This window comes from Campylobacter concisus, from assembly GCF_002913545.1.
Classification (GTDB): domain Bacteria; phylum Campylobacterota; class Campylobacteria; order Campylobacterales; family Campylobacteraceae; genus Campylobacter_A; species Campylobacter_A concisus_AV.
Genome location: NZ_PPBR01000007.1, coordinates 39,287 through 58,175, shown reverse-complemented (window position 1 = coordinate 58,175; position 18,889 = coordinate 39,287). Strand labels below are relative to the sequence as shown.

Annotated in this window: 19 protein-coding genes and 1 tRNA gene; 4 read left to right on the top strand and 16 right to left on the bottom strand. The window is 39.3% G+C overall.

From position 1 onward, the window contains the following. Positions 1–34 precede the first annotated feature (34 nt). Genes CYP05_RS00570 through CYP05_RS00555 form a run of 4 tightly spaced genes read left to right on the top strand, consistent with a single transcriptional unit; the run spans position 35 to position 3,675 of the window. Positions 35–1,153, top strand: coding sequence for a bifunctional 2-C-methyl-D-erythritol 4-phosphate cytidylyltransferase/2-C-methyl-D-erythritol 2,4-cyclodiphosphate synthase (locus tag CYP05_RS00570; protein ID WP_103641673.1), 1,119 nt, complete (start codon positions 35–37; stop codon positions 1,151–1,153). Beyond that, positions 1,150–2,040, top strand: a complete 891-nt coding sequence (locus CYP05_RS00565; protein ID WP_021085856.1) for a response regulator — start codon at positions 1,150–1,152, stop codon at positions 2,038–2,040. Before CYP05_RS00570 ends, CYP05_RS00565 begins: the two co-directional genes overlap by 4 nt. Next, positions 2,018–3,199 (top strand): sulfate adenylyltransferase, encoded by a 1,182-nt coding sequence (locus tag CYP05_RS00560; RefSeq protein WP_103641672.1) that lies wholly within the window; start codon positions 2,018–2,020, stop codon positions 3,197–3,199. Before CYP05_RS00565 ends, CYP05_RS00560 begins: the two co-directional genes overlap by 23 nt. Positions 3,200–3,207: 8 nt before the next feature. Further along, the gene (locus tag CYP05_RS00555) at positions 3,208–3,675 is read left to right on the top strand and encodes a phosphatidylglycerophosphatase A family protein (RefSeq protein ID WP_103641671.1); all 468 of its coding nucleotides are present in this window, start codon (positions 3,208–3,210) and stop codon (positions 3,673–3,675) included. Between the two features lie 67 nt (positions 3,676–3,742). On the opposite strand, the gene CYP05_RS00550 is transcribed toward CYP05_RS00555, so the two are convergent. From CYP05_RS00550 to CYP05_RS00475, 16 genes are all read right to left on the bottom strand, one after another. Continuing rightward, a complete protein-coding gene (locus CYP05_RS00550) occupies positions 3,743–4,297 on the bottom strand; it encodes a hypothetical protein (protein ID WP_103641670.1) in 555 nt (184 codons plus the stop codon). Positions 4,298–4,375: 78 nt separating this feature from the next. Beyond that, positions 4,376–4,810: a fatty-acid--CoA ligase gene (locus CYP05_RS00545; protein WP_103641669.1), complete on the bottom strand. Its 435-nt coding sequence runs from the start codon at positions 4,808–4,810 to the stop codon at positions 4,376–4,378. Then, complete coding sequence (ccsA, locus tag CYP05_RS00540; RefSeq protein WP_103641668.1) at positions 4,811–7,906, bottom strand: cytochrome c biogenesis protein CcsA; 3,096 nt, start codon at positions 7,904–7,906, stop codon at positions 4,811–4,813. A 45-nt stretch (positions 7,907–7,951) separates the two neighbouring features. After that, a complete protein-coding gene (locus CYP05_RS00535; protein WP_103609820.1) occupies positions 7,952–8,509 on the bottom strand; it encodes a c-type cytochrome in 558 nt (185 codons plus the stop codon). A gap of 92 nt (positions 8,510–8,601) precedes the next feature. Further along, positions 8,602–9,846: a major outer membrane protein gene (locus CYP05_RS00530; RefSeq protein WP_103641667.1), complete on the bottom strand. Its 1,245-nt coding sequence runs from the start codon at positions 9,844–9,846 to the stop codon at positions 8,602–8,604. A gap of 267 nt (positions 9,847–10,113) precedes the next feature. Then, positions 10,114–10,551 carry a hypothetical protein gene (locus CYP05_RS00525; RefSeq protein ID WP_103641666.1) on the bottom strand — a complete coding sequence of 146 codons (438 nt, stop codon included), beginning with the start codon at positions 10,549–10,551 and terminating at the stop codon, positions 10,114–10,116. A gap of 126 nt (positions 10,552–10,677) precedes the next feature. Beyond that, on the bottom strand, positions 10,678–11,265 hold the full coding sequence (locus CYP05_RS00520; protein ID WP_103641665.1) for a hydrogenase-4 component G: 588 nt from the start codon (positions 11,263–11,265) through the stop codon (positions 10,678–10,680). Between the two features lie 83 nt (positions 11,266–11,348). Then, positions 11,349–11,783, bottom strand: coding sequence for a Dps family protein (locus CYP05_RS00515; protein ID WP_103598912.1), 435 nt, complete (start codon positions 11,781–11,783; stop codon positions 11,349–11,351). Between the two features lie 153 nt (positions 11,784–11,936). Then, complete coding sequence (locus tag CYP05_RS00510; RefSeq protein WP_087582022.1) at positions 11,937–12,314, bottom strand: rhodanese-like domain-containing protein; 378 nt, start codon at positions 12,312–12,314, stop codon at positions 11,937–11,939. 222 nt (positions 12,315–12,536) lie between these two features. Further along, positions 12,537–12,613: transfer RNA gene (locus CYP05_RS00505), tRNA-Arg, on the bottom strand. Between the two features lie 78 nt (positions 12,614–12,691). After that, positions 12,692–14,770, bottom strand: a complete 2,079-nt coding sequence (gene fusA, locus CYP05_RS00500; RefSeq protein ID WP_021090006.1) for an elongation factor G — start codon at positions 14,768–14,770, stop codon at positions 12,692–12,694. Between the two features lie 12 nt (positions 14,771–14,782). After that, complete coding sequence (rpsG, locus tag CYP05_RS00495) at positions 14,783–15,253, bottom strand: 30S ribosomal protein S7 (protein ID WP_002941142.1); 471 nt, start codon at positions 15,251–15,253, stop codon at positions 14,783–14,785. 78 nt (positions 15,254–15,331) lie between these two features. After that, positions 15,332–15,727, bottom strand: coding sequence for a 30S ribosomal protein S12 (rpsL, locus tag CYP05_RS00490; RefSeq protein ID WP_002941121.1), 396 nt, complete (start codon positions 15,725–15,727; stop codon positions 15,332–15,334). A gap of 80 nt (positions 15,728–15,807) precedes the next feature. Beyond that, positions 15,808–16,941: a beta-aspartyl-peptidase gene (iadA, locus tag CYP05_RS00485; RefSeq protein ID WP_103641664.1), complete on the bottom strand. Its 1,134-nt coding sequence runs from the start codon at positions 16,939–16,941 to the stop codon at positions 15,808–15,810. After that, complete coding sequence (nhaC, locus tag CYP05_RS00480) at positions 16,938–18,350, bottom strand: Na+/H+ antiporter NhaC (RefSeq protein ID WP_103641663.1); 1,413 nt, start codon at positions 18,348–18,350, stop codon at positions 16,938–16,940. The genes iadA and nhaC overlap by 4 nt, the downstream gene beginning before the upstream one ends. 135 nt (positions 18,351–18,485) lie before the next feature. Further along, positions 18,486–18,875 (bottom strand): DoxX family protein, encoded by a 390-nt coding sequence (locus CYP05_RS00475; RefSeq protein ID WP_009294512.1) that lies wholly within the window; start codon positions 18,873–18,875, stop codon positions 18,486–18,488. Positions 18,876–18,889: the final 14 nt, after the last annotated feature.

The window sequence follows — 18,889 nt, the reverse complement described above, 5'->3', positions numbered from 1 at the left end:
GTATAATTCCGTAACAATCTTCAAAGGAGCTACCTTGCTTGATATCTCACTTATAATGCTAGGAGCAGGAAATTCCAGTCGTTTTGAGCTACCTGTAAAGAAGCAATGGCTTCGCATCGGCAGCGACCCACTTTGGCTATTTGCTACTAAGAATTTGAGTAACTTTTACACATTTAAAGAGATCATCGTCGTTAGTAAAGAGTGCAAATATATGTCTAAATTTGCTCCAAATTATAAATTTGTTGATGGCGGCGAGACAAGGCAAGATAGCCTAAAAAACGCACTTGAGCTAGTAAATAGCGAATTTGTCCTAGTTAGCGACATCGCACGTCCTTGCATATCAAGCGAGCTCTTTCACAAGATTATCGAGGCTGCCGCTCAAGCTGACTGCGTGGTCCCTGCGCTAAAGATCGCTGACACTGCCTATCTTGGCGAAAATGCAATCGATAGAGAAAAGGTAAAACTTATCCAAACGCCGCAGCTCTCGCGCACAGCACTTCTTAAAAAGGCTCTTAGTAGCGGCGAAATTTACACAGATGATAGCTCGGCTATGAGAGCCATTGGCGCAAGCGTTTGGCACATTTTGGGCGATGAGATGGCTAGAAAGATCACTTTTAAAGAGGATCTTGCCAAAATTTCAGCCCTGAAAGCACCAGAAAATGAGCTCTTTGTTGGTAACGGCTTTGACGTGCATGAGTTTGAAAAGGGCCGTCCGCTTGTGCTTTGTGGCGAAAAGATCGACTACGAGTTTGGGCTAAAGGCGCACAGCGACGGCGACGTGGCACTTCATGCGCTAACTGACGCTATCTTGGGAGCTGCTGGGCTTGGCGACATAGGCGAGCTCTTTCCTGATACGAACGATAAATTTAAAGATATTAGCTCTATTTATTTGCTGCAAGAAGCTTATAAAAGGGTGCAAAGCGTGGGCTTTGTGCTAACAAACGCTGATATCACGATAATGGCGCAAAAGCCAAAACTTTCAAAGCTAAAATCAAAAATGGAGGCAAACATCGCGCAGGCTCTAAATTTAAGCCAGAGCCGCATAAATGTAAAGGCGACGACAACTGAAGGGCTTGGCTTTGTGGGCAGATGCGAGGGGATCGCTGTCATGGCAAGTGCTAGCCTTAAATTTTACAACTGGACACAAATATGAAAATTTTAATAGTAGAAAACGAAATTTACCTAGCTGGCTCGATGGCTAGCAAACTAGCTGACTTTGGCTACGACTGCGAGATCGCAAAGAGCGTCAAAGAGGCTTTGAAATTTGAAAATTTTGACGTAGTGTTACTTTCTACCACACTCCCTGGGCAGGACTTCTACCCAGTCATAGAGAAATTTAAAAGCTCTATCATTATCTTACTCATCGCCTACATCAACAGCGACACTGTGCTAAAGCCGATACAAGCGGGCGCGGTAGATTACATACAAAAGCCATTTATGATAGAAGAGCTAGTTAGAAAGATAAGGCATTTTGAAGAGTTTAGAGGCTTTAAAAACGAGATAAAAAACTACGAAAACTATATAAATTTCGCCCTAAAAGACTACGAGATACCTTGTTTTGAAGCTAAAAAGATCAAATTTCCACTTCTTTTAAAATCAAGCAAAAATGGCTACAGCGATAAATTTATCTTTAACTATGTAAAGGCAAACAAAACGCCATTTTTGTTTTTAGGCAAAGCCTGTTTTAGCGAACTTGAAAAAGCACTTGCTCAAAGTGGCGACGAGCTAATATACATCACAAATCTTGAAGAGCTAAAAGAGGACGAAAAAGAGAAAATTTTAGAGCTTTGCAAAAAGAAAAAAGTGGCTATCCAAACTAGCGATTTTGCGCAAAGTGCACCATTTGAGGAGCTTGAACTCTCCATCCGAGATAAAAACTTTGACATCGGTGAGATCGTCACGATCGATGAATATATAAAATATATCATCGTTAATTATCAAGATAAATTCCCCGACACCGAGCTAAGCAAAAAGCTTGGAATTTCTAGAAAATCACTTTGGGAAAAGAGAAAGAAATATGACGTCAGCAAGAAAAAATAGTGAAATTTCTATAAACACCGAAGTTTATGGCGCCTTAGAGCTTATCAAAAACAAAATTCTCTCAAATTTTAGCGCCCTGATGGACGACGAGCAGATCAAAGAGGTGGCGAAAAAGGGCTACTTTAACGGCGAGCCGATGCCCTACTCTTTTGGCTTTGCTCCATTTGGCGAGGTCAATCAAAATATCGCTAGCAAGCTGCATGCTGGCCAAAGAGTAAATTTAAATATGGACGGCAAGATCGTTGGGCATATCGACGTGGCAAAGGTCTTTAAATTTGATGAGAGCATGCGAGCTAAAAATATATTTTTAGCAAATGAATCAAACAGCGAAATGTCACTAAATTTGGGCAAATACGGTATAAGCGGCGAGTTTGAGCTATATGATGAGAGCTTACAGATAAGCAAAGACGCGCTAAATGAGCTGATAAAAGAGAGCGGCGCCAAGAAGATAACGGCTGTTTTTTTAACGGCTGATCCATTTAACCGCGCGCATGAACGCCTAGTTAGAATGACTATCGACAAGGCCGATCTCGTGGTCGTTTTTCTAATAAGAACGCGTGAAGAGAGACATATTGATTACGAGATCAGAAAGCAAGTGCTTGACTTTTTTAACCAAAACTATCTGCCGACAAGAAAGGTCTTTGTCTTTGCGCTAAAAAACACGACCCTTTTTAGCTCGCACGCTAACCCAACGCTTGAGTGCATCGCGGCTTCAAGACTTGGCGCAAACAAGCTAGTCATCGGACAAAACCACTCTGGCATTGGCATGTTTTTTGACCACAACGAGGCACACACGATCCTTGACATCTACAAACACGATCTAAATTTAGACGTGATCGTCCTGCCAGAGCTGGTTTATTGCAACAAGTGCAAGACGCTAGTTAGCACCAAAAGCTGCCCACACGGACAGCATCATCAGATCAAATACCACCCAGATGTGATCAAAGAGCTGCTATTTAACGGCATCATGCCACCAGCCATACTCGTTAGGCCTGAAATTTCAGCACTCATCTTAAGCAAGCTCTATGTAAATCGCTTTAAAGATATACAAAAGCTCTGCGACGATCTCTTTGTAAATTCTGGACTGCTTGAAAACAAAACCGACCGCGACTTTTACGAGGAGCTCATGAAGCTCTACCAGACATCATCACTCACTTAAGGAAATTTATGCAAAAGCTATTTTTGACATTTTTTGGATTTGGACTTTTACCAAAGGCACCTGGCACTTGGGGCTCGGTAGCTGGAGCTGTGGTGGCTTATTTTGTGTTATATTTTTTCTCATCTACCACGCTTTTGCTAGCTAGCATTTTGCTATTTTTGGTGAGCATCAGCGTCATTGATGATTTTGAAAAAAAGGTAAATTCGCACGACGAGAGCTTTATCGTGATCGACGAAGTTGCTGGCGTTTGGCTCGCTATCGCCATTAGCGGAGCGACTATCTCACAGCTAGTTCTCTCGCTCGTGCTTTTTAGAGTACTTGATATCAAAAAGCCATCGATCATTGGCAGGATCGACCGCAACGTAAAGGGCGGACTTGGCGTCATGGGCGATGATATGGTTGCTGGATTTTTCGCTGGCATTATTAGCGCGATGATATATGGCATAGCTATAAAATTTGGTGTAGTTTTGCCGTAAGCTGAGCTAGCGATCTTGCTGGCTCTTTTTAAATTTAACTCTCCCTGCTTTTATTTTAGACCTCTTTTTAGATGAGAGCTTTATCGTTAGAATTTATCTCATCCCTGCCTGTAAATTTCTCTTTGTCATAATTTTTTCTAAAGACGATCATATTATAAAGTGAAAATCTAAGCTTTCCAAAAAGGCTTAATTTTTTTGCATTTTCAGGAGTTATCTCAGTGCCATTTTTGTCACGTCCTTTACCACCTAAAAATAGCAAATAAACAAGCGTGGTCATGAAGTTAAATCTTAAAAGAAGCGCCCAAAAGCAGTTTAAAAAGCCGTGATTGTATTTAATACAAACATAAAAACCAAAAACAGCGTAAGTGGCTATTATAAAAAGCATAGTGTAAAAAATATAAGATAACCCATCATTATTAGAAACGTCAAAATACTCACATACTGCACAAAAGATAGCTACAAGGATGGGAAATATTATAAATGGGAAAACTAGATGCAGTCCAACTAGGTCAAATTTACTCAGATAGACTTTGATATTTCGCCTGCCAGCAAAGATCATCAACAAAATAGCTAGCGCTATCGGTGCAAAGACCAAACTAGCATTGAGATCATTGATATCCAAATTGCGCTCCTATTTTTGCTTTGTAAATTTGAGTTTTGCTAACGACGTTTTGCGTTCTTAAATTTAAAAAAGCTAAATTTACCTGCGATTTTTGCGGTTTTCTATGCCGATTCTCTCACTGTCTTCGATCTCTGCAACATAGCTTGGATTTTTCTTTTTAGCCTCTTTGTCTAAAAAGCTAATAAGCTTTGCGTCGGCATTTTGATGAGAGCAGATTAGGATTATAAAATTTATGTAGTTGCTAGCTTCTTTTGGAGCGACCTGATTTTTTTTCGCTGGTATTATAAATTTCTCTCCAAAAATTTGTATAAGCTCGAAAAGCTCGTTTTTGCTTATAGTCTTATCACTAGCAAGTTCTTCAAGCTTTTCGATCGTGATCTCTTCTTCACTCTCAGCTTCTAGTCCTCTTGTTAAGACTTGATGATCTTTGTTCTTTAGCAAAAGATAGATTAGCGCGCAAATGGCCACTATAAGCAAAAAGACAAAAAAGACTATCAAGCCTTTAAGAAGCATCTATAGCCTTGTGCAAAGAGAGCGTTTCGTAAATGCAAGAACGCTCATCGCTATCATCACTACGATGCTTATCCAGACAAAATCAGGCACTGGAAGCGGATCTCCAGCTGCGTAAGAGTGCATGCCAGCTAGATAGAAATTTACCCCAAAATAGGTCATTATGATCGACCAATAGGCAAAAAATGAGGCAACGGCAAATGCGTATTGATTATTAAGCTTTGGTATAAATCTCATGTGAAGCACCGCCGCATAGACAAGGATCGAAACTAGCGCCCAAGTCTCCTTGCTATCCCAGCCCCAGTATCTACCCCAGCTCTCATTTGCCCAGACGCCACCTAAAAAGTTTCCAAGCGTGAGTAAGCTAAGACCAAGTATCATCGCCATCTCATTTATACGTGTCGCTTCAGTGATATTGCGTGCGATCTCTGCATTTGGTTTTTTCTTATTTTGCAAGATGATAAGCAGCAAAGTAAATCCACCAAGCAACGCACAAAGACCTAAAAATCCATAGCTTGCGGTTATGATAGAGACGTGGATGGTTAGCCAGTAGCTCTGAAGCACAGGCACAAGTGTCGTGATCTGCGGATCCATCCAACTAAGGTGCGCGACAAATAGCGTAACGCCAGCTAATATAGACGTAAGCGCAAGTGCGATCGGACTGCGTTTTGCAAAGATGATGCCAGATAGACCAAGCGCCCAAGCGATATAGACCATCGACTCGTAGGCGTTACTCCAAGGGGCGTGCTCAGCGATGTACCAGCGAAGTCCAAGGCCAGCTGTATGCGCAAGAAAGGCTAGTAAATTTATAATATATACAGCTTTAACTATGCCATTTATCTGCACTTTTGGTGCTAGCATCTTGACAAAAACAAATAGCAAAAGTGCAAGTCCAGCCAAAAGATATATCGGTGTCAAGCGGTCAAATACTTGAAATTTATTAAATAAAATTTCTATATCTATCTTTTTCTCACTTGGCATGACAGCAGCGCCGTATTTGTGCTGATAGGCTGAAATTTTCTCAAGCGCCGCATCCGCCTTGCTCCAGTCATTATCCTTTGAGGCTGCATCAACAGCTGAGAAGTACTCTCTCATCATGCCAACGACTAGCTCAGCCTCTTTTGGCGAGAAGTACATCATCGCGCTAGCTGGCGAATACCAAGAATTTGACGGATCATCTTGTTTTGGGAAAATTTTAAAAATTTCACCGATAAATATCATATAAAATACATTTAGTCTCTCGTCGATCTTTATCACATCTTTGTCAAATGTATTGCGTGAGCCTGGGTGTTTGCGGTTTGCTATCTCGGCAAATTTTGTTAGTTTATACTCGCTTCCACCATCTTTTGTCGCTTTAAAAAATTCATCAAAGCTTGCGTATCTTGCATTCTCATCAACGCCTAGCTCTTTTTTTAGCTCCTTGCTCTGACCAAGCGCGATGATCTTCTCATTTCGCCAAAAATCAGGCGTTACCATTATAGAAAGCATAGCTTGGTTTGAATTTAGACTACCTATACTCTCGCCTCTGTGAATTTTGTTTAAAACCTCTTTACTAAGCGTATCAAATGGCTTCATCCTGCCGTCTGGACTTTGCACGATGAGTCTAGCAAGCTTGTCTGTATGCTCTTTGCTGATACGTGGCAAGAAGTCCTCAGCCTTTAGCGAGCTAAAATTTAAGCCCAAAAGTAAGACCGCTATGAGTGCAGCCACTTTTTTACCGCCTTTTGTTGATTCGTTATCTATTAGTTTTGCGAGCTTTCTAAAGCGGCTGTTAGGGTTTATGACATTTAACAAGAAGCCAAGTCCTAGCAAAAAGTAGCCGATATATGTCGGGATCTTGCCAGGGTCTTTATTGACAGAGAGGATCGTGCCTTTTTCGTCAGTATCGTATGAGCTTTGGAAAAATCTATATCCATCGTAATCAAGCACGTGGTTCATATAAATTCTATAGTCAAACCCAGGATCATTCGTGCCGTCTTTTACTACAACCTCACTTGAGTAACTCATAGGAGAATTTGAGCCAGGATATCTTTTTAGCTCAAAGTCTTTTAAGTAGAGGCTAAATGGGAGTTTTATCTGCTGAGCTCCCCATGAGGCGTTAAATTTCTGTCCAGCCACGGCGATACGTGAAGGCTCCATTAAGTTGTAAAATACATGCATCTCTTTACTCTCACCTTTGTAGTTTAGCTCAGCTATCAACGCATTAAACTCGCTATCCTTCGAGCTAACTAGCTTTCTTGAAGCGTGCGCTGAGACTAGCCTTGGGGCAAAATTTATATTTGAGATAGTATATAAGCTGCCTGTGCCAAATTCATTCACGCTGCCAGCTTTTAGCTCAGTTTTAGAGCTATCCGCCATAGTAAATTTTGAAAGATCGGCATTTGAAGTAACTGTGAAATTTCCATCATTTAGTCTAAAAAGAACGTATTTTTTCTTTTCATCTGGTTTGGCATTAAAGATAAAACTGATATCCCCAACTCTCGCCTCTTCTTCTTCAAGCAAAAATATCTCTTCGCTTTCGCTCTCGTTTGAGACTACAAACTCAACGACAGGCTTTCCGCTATCATCATTTACAAATTTATAACTTGCATTGGGTACAAATTCTTTAAATTTTAAACTAGCCTCACCGTCTGCTGTTTTTAGCTTTAGATCAAAGCCTTTTTTAACATCAGCAAGTCCTAAAGGCATAGCCGAGCTGATCTCCTCGCCTTTGTAGTTAAGCGCTGTTAAATTTATATATGAAACCTTCGTGCTAACAACGTTTGAAGCAGTGTTTTCACGTATATGCATATCAGCTTCAAAGCCAAGGTATCTTGTGATGCCAGCACCGATTAAGATGACGATAAAACCTAAGTGAAAGATGAGCGATGGCAGTTTTTTAGGATCGATTAGGTTGTATCTAAAGATGTTAAAGGCTAAATTTATGCCAAGAAGTAGTTGGATAAGCGCGAACCAGCTAGCACCATAAACATAGTACCAAGCTGCTTCGGTGCTGGTTTTGCTCTCTATTATTGTGGCGGCTCCACTAGCTACGGCAAAGATTATCATCAAAACGATAGCTGAGCCCATACTTAAAAATAATGTTTTTGGATTTAACATCTGCTTCCTTTTATTTATATTGTGGCAAAGCTACCGAAGTGAAATTTATCTTAAATAACTGCCTTGCTTTGTTTCGGTTGAAACTGGTTTATTTTCGTTTGTATCTTGATCTGCAAGTGCATCTTTGCCTTTTAGATAAGCTAGTATTGCACCTAGATCATTGTTTGAGACGATCTTAGCCTGGTTTTGCATTACGTTTTTGCCGCTACCACCAAAGCTTGAGTCGCTTCTATAAGAGATGATGCTATCTTCTATATCTTTAGCATCCATGTTTTTAAGTGGTGTTGAGCCAAATGGTCTTTTATCTGCGCTTTCGCCATGGCAGCTAGCGCATTGTTTTTCATAAAGCTCTTTTCCTAAAGAGACACTATATCTACCTTTTCTATCAACACCAAATTTTAAAATTCTATTATCTTTATAGCGTCTTGGATCTTCATCGACATAGACATTTACTTTTTCATTTCTATCATTAGCCTGCTTTTTTGCCATTTCAGCAAGTTCTTTACCAAACTCGCCACGAGCTTCTATATAATAAACCTGAGAAGCTGCAAAGGCATTTGCCACCAAAAAACACGCCAAAAAAGAAATTTTAATACTTTTCATAATTTTCCTTGAAATTTTGCTCTAAATTTAAAAATCCCAGATCAGATTGCTCCGACCCGGGATTATATCATAAGTTGATTAACGAGCTAATATTAGAATGAGTATTTAGCTTCAAATCTAAATTTGTCAGCTTTGTTTTTATCTCCGTCATGCTCTTTTTCTGTTGTAAAGGCATAGAATGAGCTAAATTTCAACTTTTTGTTGTATTGATAAGCAAATCTTGGAACAAATTGTTGAACTTTAGTCTTTTCATCTGTTTTATAACTACCTTTGATGTAGTCTAAACCAGCTGTAAATTTATCAAATGTATATGCACTTGTTGCATAGAAGTAACTACCTTTGCCTTCTGCACGTGTCCAGTCAAGTACATCTTCGCCAGCGTCGATTAAGCCACCTTGATCTTCAAATGTAAATGCTGAATATTTACCATCTTGATAGTTTTGAGTTTTGTAGCCGATGTAGCCAGCAGCTAAATCAAGACCAAATAGTGAAGTTGAAAGCTCGCCAGCATAGAAATTGCCGTCATCATAACCTTTAGCATTACCAATATTATTTTTTGCACTTGTATCAGCTTGGCTATGTGCATAGTTAAGTCTTGCACCGACAGATACATCGTTAGTTATAGCGAAATTTCCTGAAACATCAGCTGCAAGAACATCAGCTAGGTTAGTTAATGTGCCATACCATAGTTGGAAGTTGATAGGATCGTATGAACCAGCTATACCAGCTGCATATAGATTACCAACATCGTAGTCTGCTAAATAATTCGTTACTTTATGTTTTTTATCATCACCTTCATATAATGCACCATTACTGAAGCCAGCTGTTCCCTCAAGTGCATCAAATGCTAAGGCCGTAAGTGTAAGGCCTTCGATGTCTTTATTTACTACTCTTATACCAGTGCCTACTTCATCATCAGTAAAGTAAGAACCAATGATTTGTTTACCAGCTGTTATAGTAGTGTTACCAGCTTTATAGCCAAGGTAGAATTGGTGAACACCAAAAGTACCAGATGCATTTGTATTATCAGTTCCGTCTTTTACACCATCGCCTGAATTGTCTGCAGTGTTGTATCTAAAACCAATAACGCCAAAGAAGTTATCATCGATAGCAGCCTTAAAGTTAGTGATCATTCTAAATTGATGATCTGCTTTATGGCTTTTTACATCAGGCTTATTTGTTTCACTCTTTTTCTTGTTAGTATTTGTATATCTATATCTTGCAAATCCTGAAAGATCTACGTTTTTTATAGCTTCTTCAAGTGGAGTTGCACTTGCAACGCTTGAAAATGCACCTAAAGCAACCAATGCAGCTAAACTAATTTTTGTTAGTTTCATTTTTTCTCCTTTTAAGGTTTTGTGATGACGATTATAATCAATAAATTTTAAGATGAAGCTTAAAAAATCATAAAATTTTGCACTTTTGTTACTGATTGTTTACCGATTTTGACCAAAAAGAGGTATATTTTGATAATTTATCTTTCACAAATGAGACTTTTAAAATGGGGATAAAAAGAAAAAGGGGCCGTTGATTTGCCCCTTAAAAGGAGTTCTAGTTTTGATTGCTAATGAAATTATATATGCTAGCAGTAAATCAACGGTAATCTAAAAAGAAATTTTCTCCTCTTTTGGTACTTCGATATTTGTTTTTATATTTTTTCTTTTAACGACTACTTCATTTTGTGGTTTTCTTATGCCATTAAATGCACCTCTGGAGCCACCCTCTTTTATAAGAAGCATGTCTATGAGCTTATCTGCGTAAAAAGTCGCATAGACAAGATCGCCCTTATCGTAATAATATCTGTTTGCACAAAAATTTGCTTTGTTTAGTTTGTGATTTTTCACATCGCTGGCTACTATCTCGTAGCAGTATTTCGAATCTTTATAGCTGACATCTTTTATGAAGCCTTTGATGGAGCTTTTTGCAGGTGTAGTTTTAGTAGCTTGCCTTGGTTGCTTGCGAACTGGTGGATTATCATCAAAAAATGAACATCCCAAAAACATAGTGGCTACTGCTAAGGGAAGTAAAATTTTAGCTTTCATCTTTTCTCCTTAATATAAAGAGCAAAGTATAGCTTTTAAGATTAAATAAAATTTGCGAGTTTTTAAAATTTGAGTTTTGTGCTTACATTAATATATTTAAATTTCTTGGGAGAGCTCCCAAGAAATTTAAGCTGATACGTTTAAAACGTTACCGCCAAGCTCGGCGATTTTTTTGTCAAGCGTCTCAAGCGTCTTTTCGATAGTTTTTTGTGAAATTTCAGGTAGCTCTCCGCCCCAAATTTTCTTTGCGTCCTCAAAGCCTTTTGCCACGCCCTCTCTACCAGCTTTTAGCTTCTCTACATCATCACCTGCGCCATTTAGCACAAAGCCAGCTATCCTCTCGGCTGTATTTGCGATGCCAAAAAAGCCATTTTCACTAACTAGCTCACTCGCCTCATCACTACTTAGCTCTCCTAGAGCTTTGCCGTTGTAGCCGATGCCTGTTAGATCAAGACCAGATAAGATGTCTGATAAATTTTCAGGTACGTTAAAGCTTAGGCCGCCTTGTGCTAGTAAATTTGAGCTAGCGCTTTGAGTGATCTCTTTTTGATACTGCAAAAAATAGCTATTTGAGATCTCTTTTGCACTTAAATTTGAAACATCAGGCTGCTTTTTAGAAACCTCTTTTTCATCTTTGTGAAGTGAAATTTCTGATTTTACATTTTCTTTTACACTTGAAGTGTTATATGAACTTGCGATTTGACTGATTTGCATATTTGGCTCCTCTAGGTTTATAAAAACTATATCGCCAAAAAGTAGAATTTATTTAGGATAAAGCGGGAGAGCTCCCGCTGTGATTATTTGCCAAGTGTTGCGTTTAGCATCCAGATGGCTTTTTCAAATTTCGCTATTTGATCTTGTGCGTACATCTGAGTTGTTGTGTCGCCCTCTGCAAGCTCATCAAGCTTTTTAAACTCGCCCAAAAGGTGCTTGTAATCAGCCAAAACAATATCCAAAACTTCAGTTGGAGTGTAGCTCTCTTTTGGCTCATGCTTGATGTGAGCAACTTTTGCTAGCTCCTCAGCCTTTGCGATAGGTCTGCCGCCAAGCATAAGAGCTCTTTCTGCAACCGCATCAAATATCTCACTCATATCTTCATAGGCTTTTTCTGTGTATTCATGGACGCTAAAAAATTGAATACCTTTTACATTCCAGTGAAGATCGTGAAATTTGATGTAAAGTGCATTCGCATCAGCCTGAATTGTGTTTAACTGTAAAATAACTTTTGACATTTTTGTCTCCTTTTTTATTGTTTAAATGTGATGAAATTATATGTAGTTAGAGTTAATCAGTAGTTAATCAAATAATAAAATTTATTATTTAGTATAAATTTTGACTACAAAATAAATTTATCTTGTAGTCAAATGTAGAATTTAGAAATTTGTCTATTTTTTATAAGGTGTAGTTTTGTAGCCTTGTTCGATCAAACTACTCATGCCACCATCTAAATTTATAATCTTAAGATCTGTGCTATCTATCGCTGCAGCTGCTGCTGTGCTTCTTCTACCACTTCTACAAACAAGAGCGATAGGCTTTTTGATATCAACCGCTTTTGAAAGCTCATCTAAAAATGCACTCTTATTGCTTGGATCAAAAGTGATGGTCTTCGCACCAGCTATGATGCCAGTCTCTTGCCATTCAGATGGGGTTCTAATGTCGACGATCTGATCATATTTTTTGATCTCATCTGGACTTATATTAACAGTTTTAACATCAGCTGACAACATGCAACAAACGGCTCCTAAAAGTAAAATTTTTTTCATCTACTCTCCTTAAATAAATTTTTGAAATATTAGCATAGATTATTAAATATATAAAATTTTTGTTGATAAATTTTATTGATAGTAAGGTCATACAAATAATTCATTAAAAAATAAATTTATTTATATGCCAAACACAACTACTTATAAAAATAAGAATTTTAAATATAAATGATTTAAAGCACTCTATGCAAGATTTTTATGAGATAGTATTTAAAGCAGGAGTGGTGTCCCCAGCGAGGTTCGAACTCACGACCTCAGAATTAGGAATTCTGCGCTCTATCCAGCTGAGCTATGAGGACAAATTTGCAAGTTAGTTTAAATTTTTACTCAAGTAGTTAAATTTTATAGGGCAGATCACTCTGCCCTATTTTGGCTAATTAGCCATTTCTCTTTTTAATGATCTCTTCACTTACGTTTTTAGGAACTTCTTCGTAGTGATCAAATTCCATAGAGTAAGTCGCACGACCTTGAGTCATTGAGCGAAGATCTGTTGAGTAGCCAAACATTTGAGCAAGTGGACAATAAGCTGCAATGATTTTTACACCATTTCTATCATCCATTGAATTTACTTGGCCACGGCGCTTATTAAGGTCACCGATAACATCACCCATATACTCTTCTGGAGTCTCAACTTCAACTTTCATCATAGGCTCAAGGATAACCGCACCTGCTTTTCTAGCGCCCTCTTTAAAGCCCATAGAAGCAGCAAGTTTAAATGCCATTTCAGATGAGTCAACTTCGTGGTAACTACCATCAAAAAGTGTAACTTTAACATCTTCAACTGGATATCCAGCAAGAACACCGCTTTGAAGTGCCTCTTTACAACCTTTTTCAACAGCTGGGATGTACTCTTTTGGAACAACACCACCTTTGATGTCGTTAACAAATTCAAATCCACTAGCAGCTGGAAGTGGCTCGATGCGTAAGAACACGTGACCGTATTGACCGCGACCACCTGATTGTTTAGCATACTTATACTCTTGTTCAACTGCCTTGCGGATAGTCTCACGGTAAGCAACTTGTGGTTGGCCAACTTCAGCATCAACTTTAAATTCACGAAGCATACGATCGACAATGATCTCTAAGTGAAGCTCACCCATGCCACTAATTATAGTTTGTCCGCTCTCTTCATCAGTGCTAACTCTAAAGCTTGGATCTTCTTGAGCAAGTTTTTGAAGAGCTATCGCCATCTTCTCTTGATCTGCTTTTGTTTTTGGTTCAACCGCAACACTAATAACTGGCTCTGGGAAGTCCATTCTCTCAAGGATAACTTTATCTTTTTCACTTGCAAGAGTATCACCAGTTAGGGTATTTTTTAGACCAACAACGGCGCCGATTTCACCAGCGAAAAGTTCTGTAATCTCTTCACGTTTATTTGAGTGCATTTTTAGTAAGCGGCCAATTCTCTCTTTGCAGTCTTGAACTGTGTTGTAAGCATAGCTACCACTTTCAAGGCTTCCTCTATAAACACGGATAAATGTTAGCTGTCCAACAAATGGGTCAGTCATAATTTTAAACGCAAGAGCGGCAAATTCGCCATCATCTGTACTTTCAACAGTCACTTCAGTGCCATCTTCATAAACACCATTTATCGCTGCGATCTCATCTGGAGCTGGTAGATAATCAACAACAGCATCAAGTAGAGGTTGGATACCTTTGTTCTTAAACGCAGTTCCGCAAAGCATAGGCGTGATAGTCATTCTTAAGCAACCTGCTTTTATACCTTTTTTGATCTCTTCTTCAGTTAGCTCTTCGCCTGCAAAGAATTTCTCCATCAAACTATCGTCTGTCTCAGAAACAGCTTCGATTAGTTTTGCGCGGTATTCTTCAGCTTTATCTTTAACTTCAGCTGGAATTTCTTCTTCTACATAGTCAGTTGGCTTTTTCTCGTCATTCCAAACGTATGCTTTCATTCTCACAAGATCAACCACACCTTTAAAGTTATCCTCTGCGCCGATTGGAATTTGGATAGGCACTGGATTTGCTTTTAATCTTTCTCTGATCTGCTCTTCAACTCTAAAGAAATTTGCACCAATTCTGTCCATTTTATTAACAAAAACAATTCTTGGTACGTGATATTTATTTGCTTGTCTCCAAACAGTTTCAGACTGTGGCTGAACACCACCAACAGAACAAAATACCGCAACAGCGCCGTCAAGAACACGCATAGAACGCTCAACTTCAATAGTAAAGTCAACGTGTCCCGGAGTGTCGATTAGGTTTACTTGGTAGCCCTTCCAAAACGCTGTAGTTGCAGCTGATGTAATAGTAATACCACGCTCTTTTTCTTGCTCCATCCAGTCCATAGTAGCAGCGCCATCATGAACCTCACCTATCTTATGGCTCATACCAGTGAAAAACAAAATTCTCTCACTAGTGGTTGTCTTTCCAGCATCAATGTGAGCCGCAATACCGATATTTCTTACCTTATGTAAAGGCGTTTTTCTCTCTGCCATGCTAATTCTTTCTTACCAGCGGTAGTGAGCAAATGCTTTATTAGCCTCTGCCATCTTGTAAGTATCTTCCTTCTTCTTGAAAGATGCACCTTTTGAATTTGCCGCATCTAAAAGCTCATTTGCTAGTTTATCAACCATTGTTCTTTCACTTCTTTTTCTAGCAAAAGTTATAAGCCAGCGGATAGCAAGAGCTTGTTGGCGAGCTGGGCGAACCTCAACTGGCACTTGATAAGTAGCACCACCAACACGGCGTGATTTAACTTCTAAAATAGGTTTTACATTTTCGATAGCGTCATTAAAAACGTCGATGCCTTTAACCTCAGCATTTTTCTTTTCGATAGCTTTGATAGCACCATACATTATCTCTGTAGCGACGCTTTTTTTGCCATCATACATAAGAGAATTAATAAATTTAGTGATTATTTTATTTCCGTAAATCGGATCAGGTAAAACTTCCCTTACAGGAGCTTTTCTTCTTCTCATTTTGATTTTTCCTTCAAATTTTTATGAAATTTTACTCAAACGTTTGCAAATTTAAGCAACGTCTGCGAACCTAATTTTTTACTTTTTTGGAGCAGCAGCGCCAGCTTTAGGGCGTTTTGCACCATATTTAGAACGAGAAACTGTTCTTTTTGCAACACCAGCAGTATCAAGTGCGCCACGAACGATGTGATATTTAACACCTGGTAAGTCTTTAACCCTACCGCCGCGAACTAAAACGATACTGTGTTCTTGTAGGTTGTGACCTTCACCGCCGATATAGCTGATGACTTCAAAACCGCTTGTAAGCCTAACTTTGGCAACTTTCCTCAAAGCTGAGTTTGGTTTTTTAGGAGTTGTAGTATAAACCCTAGTGCAAACTCCTCTTCTTTGAGGGCACTCTTTTAACGCTGGAGATTTTGACTTAACAGTCACTTTCTTGCGTTCATTTCTGACCAATTGATTTATGGTTGGCACAATAATTCCTTTCAACTAAATTTATTAAAAAGACCTAATTTTATTTAAAAAAAGCTTAAATAACGGTTAATAAGTTGGACTTATTCATACGTTCCTTTTTTTATAAAACCGCTGTCATCTTTTAAAATTTCACCCTTTGCAACGACAAATTTAATCTCAAATTTATCATCTATTAGCAAAATATCTGCATCGTAATTTTCTTTTATCTCGCCTTTTTTATTTTGCAAGGCCACACTTTTTGCCACGTTTGTCGTAAAATATGGCAACGCTTCTTCGATACTAAAGCCATCTTTTACGAAATTTATAAACTCTTCATATAAGCTCTTGACGCTAGCGATGCCAATTTTTAGTAAATTGCCGTCGCTATCATAGCTAGAGTAGCTACCAAAGCCGTCTGAGCTAATGGTTATCTTATTTGTCGGTAAATTTTCTTTTTTGATGCGCTTTACAGCCTCAAGTGGCGTAAGTCCTGGCATGCAGGTAAAGTCGATATATCCGCCATCTTTTATAAATTTAAAGCTTTGTTTAAAAAGCTCCTCGTTTCTATTTACGTGCGTTGGCTGAAATAGCGTGATTGGCATGTCATACTCATTTAGCACTTCATAGATCAAATTTATGCCCTTTTTGCCATCACCCATATGAAGCGTGGTGTGTCCTGACTTTGAGCTGATCATACCAGCCACCCTGCCAGCTGAAACTATGTGAGCTAGCTCATCTTTGCTTACACTTGATGAACGGTGGTCGCTTATGGCTAGTTTGGTGCCAATTATGGGATCAACAAAGACGATATCTTTTTCGATCTCGCCAGTTATGGTTGGCGTTTTAGAGCTGTATGCGCCGGTGTGAGCGTAGCATGTGATACCCTCGTCGTTTAGCGCGTGTGCTTTTGCGACTAAATTTTCAACACTTCTTGTTGTGCTGTCAGTTCCAAGTAAGCCAACAGCCGTCGTTATGCCAGCTTCTATTAAATTTGATAGCATGATCTCAGGCACCCTAGTCTTAAAGCCACCCTCGCCGCCGCCTCCAGTGATATGCACATGCTTATCTATAAGACCTGGTATCGCCGTGAAATTTGAAGCGTCGATCACCTTTACATTTGGTAAATTTGGCTCTAAATTTTCAGCTATGCAGACGATCTTGCCATTACATATAAATATATCTTTTTGACCAAGAAATTTTGGCGAGTAAATTTTGACGTTTTTTATAAGTATCATTTGGCGTCCTTGTTTATCTTAGCTATGCCGATGCCTGTGAGTGCTAAAATGATAGCAAAGACAACGCCCATGTAGTTTAAAATAGCCCATGGCAAATAATCTACCGTTGGCACTCCAAGTGTGGCTGTCATATATGCGCCTGCTGCTGACCAAGGTATAAGTGGGACGATCACAGTGCCAGAGTCTTCAAGTGTTCTTGATAGGTTTTTGGCTGCTAAATTTTTCTCTTTATAGAAGTCTTTAAACATCTCGCCAGGGATGAGGATAGAAAGATATGAGCTACCTGTGACAAATGCGACAGTTAGGCATGAGCCGATAGTCGAGATGATGACGCCTGCTGTTGATTTAACCCTTGCCATGATGGTGTGAAGTACCTTTGTAAGCATGCCAGTTTTTGAGATGATGCCAGCAAAGCCCATAGCGCAGATGACTAGGATAGTGGTTGAATTTACCGAGCTCACGCCACCTCTGTTTAGAAGCTTAGTGATATCTTTTGAAAACTCCATATTAATGCCGCTCATCGTGACGTTAAAGCCAGTCATCACTGAGATAAAGCCATTTTTAAAGCTAAAATCTTGAACGATAACACCAAGAAGCACTGAAAATAGCGAAGCTATGATCATGACAGGTATCGTTGGCCACTTTAGCACCGAGCCAGCCAAGACAAAAAGCACAGGCAAAAGCAAGATGATGTTCCAGTGAAAAATTTTATCAAGCTGACCTTGAAGCGCCAAAACCGACTCTGAAACATTTGCACCACTACTTGCCGCCTCGCTACCAAAAAATAGATAAGCCGCTATCGCAACGATAGTTGCCGGGATAGTTGTATAAAACATATGTCTGATGTGCTCATAAAGCTCTGAGCCAGCTGCTATCGGAGCCAGGTTTGTCGTGTCTGAGAGCGGGGAGAGCTTATCGCCAAAGTATGCTCCTGCGACTACCGCACCAGCAGTTGCTGCTAAATTTACATCAAGACCTTGAGCTATGCCCATGATGGCAACACCGACTGTGCCAGCAGAACCCCAAGATGTGCCAGTTACGGTTGAGATGATAGCTGCGATGACAAAAGCTGTTAGGACTAGATACTGCGGACTTATAAGATCTACGCCGTAGTAGATGATCATAGGGATAGTGCCTGAAAATACCCACGAGCCAATAAGCAGACCGACTGCCCAAAGTATCATAAGTGCTGGCAATGAGCTTGAAATTTTCTCTATCACCCCTTCTTGAAGTTCGCTCCAACTATATCCTAGTCTCCAAGCGATGCCACCAGCCACGAGGGCAGCTATCAAAATGATCGGCTCAACCTTTAGTTTCATATAACCAACGCCAAGCGCAAGGCCTACGATCATAACCAAGATAGGCGTAAGGGCTAGCAGAAACGAAGGCTCTTTTTTTATAGAGTTCATCATGTGTCCTTTAGATTTGAGATATTTTTGAATTTAAAGGCTACAAACTTAAATTGTTATAAAAAAATAAAATAAAATTAAAATTTAAACAAAACGTGTGAAAATTTAGCACATCTGATATGTGCTAAATTTAGATCAGTCTTGCTTGATAGCGTATTTGCCGCTGCCAGTCGAGATGATACAAAGTGACATAGCGATATAAAGATATATAAGCTCTGCTTTAAAGCCATTTACATTAGTTAGCTCAAGTAAATTTGACAAGCCAAAATATGAATACAAAATGACAAGACTTGAGCCAAAAACTAGGAGCGCGCCAAGCCTTGAGTAAAAACCAACAGCGATCATTATAGGGGCTAAAACCTCGCTAAGATAGGCAAAATACGCCAGAAAACTAGGTAGTCCAGCATCAACTAAAATGCTCTTTACGCCGCCAACTCCGTGTAAAATTTTGCCAAAGCCGTGCATAAAAAGGCAAATTCCAAGGCCTAAGCGCAGAAATAAAAGTCCAAGATCGACATTTTTCATAATATCTCCGTTAC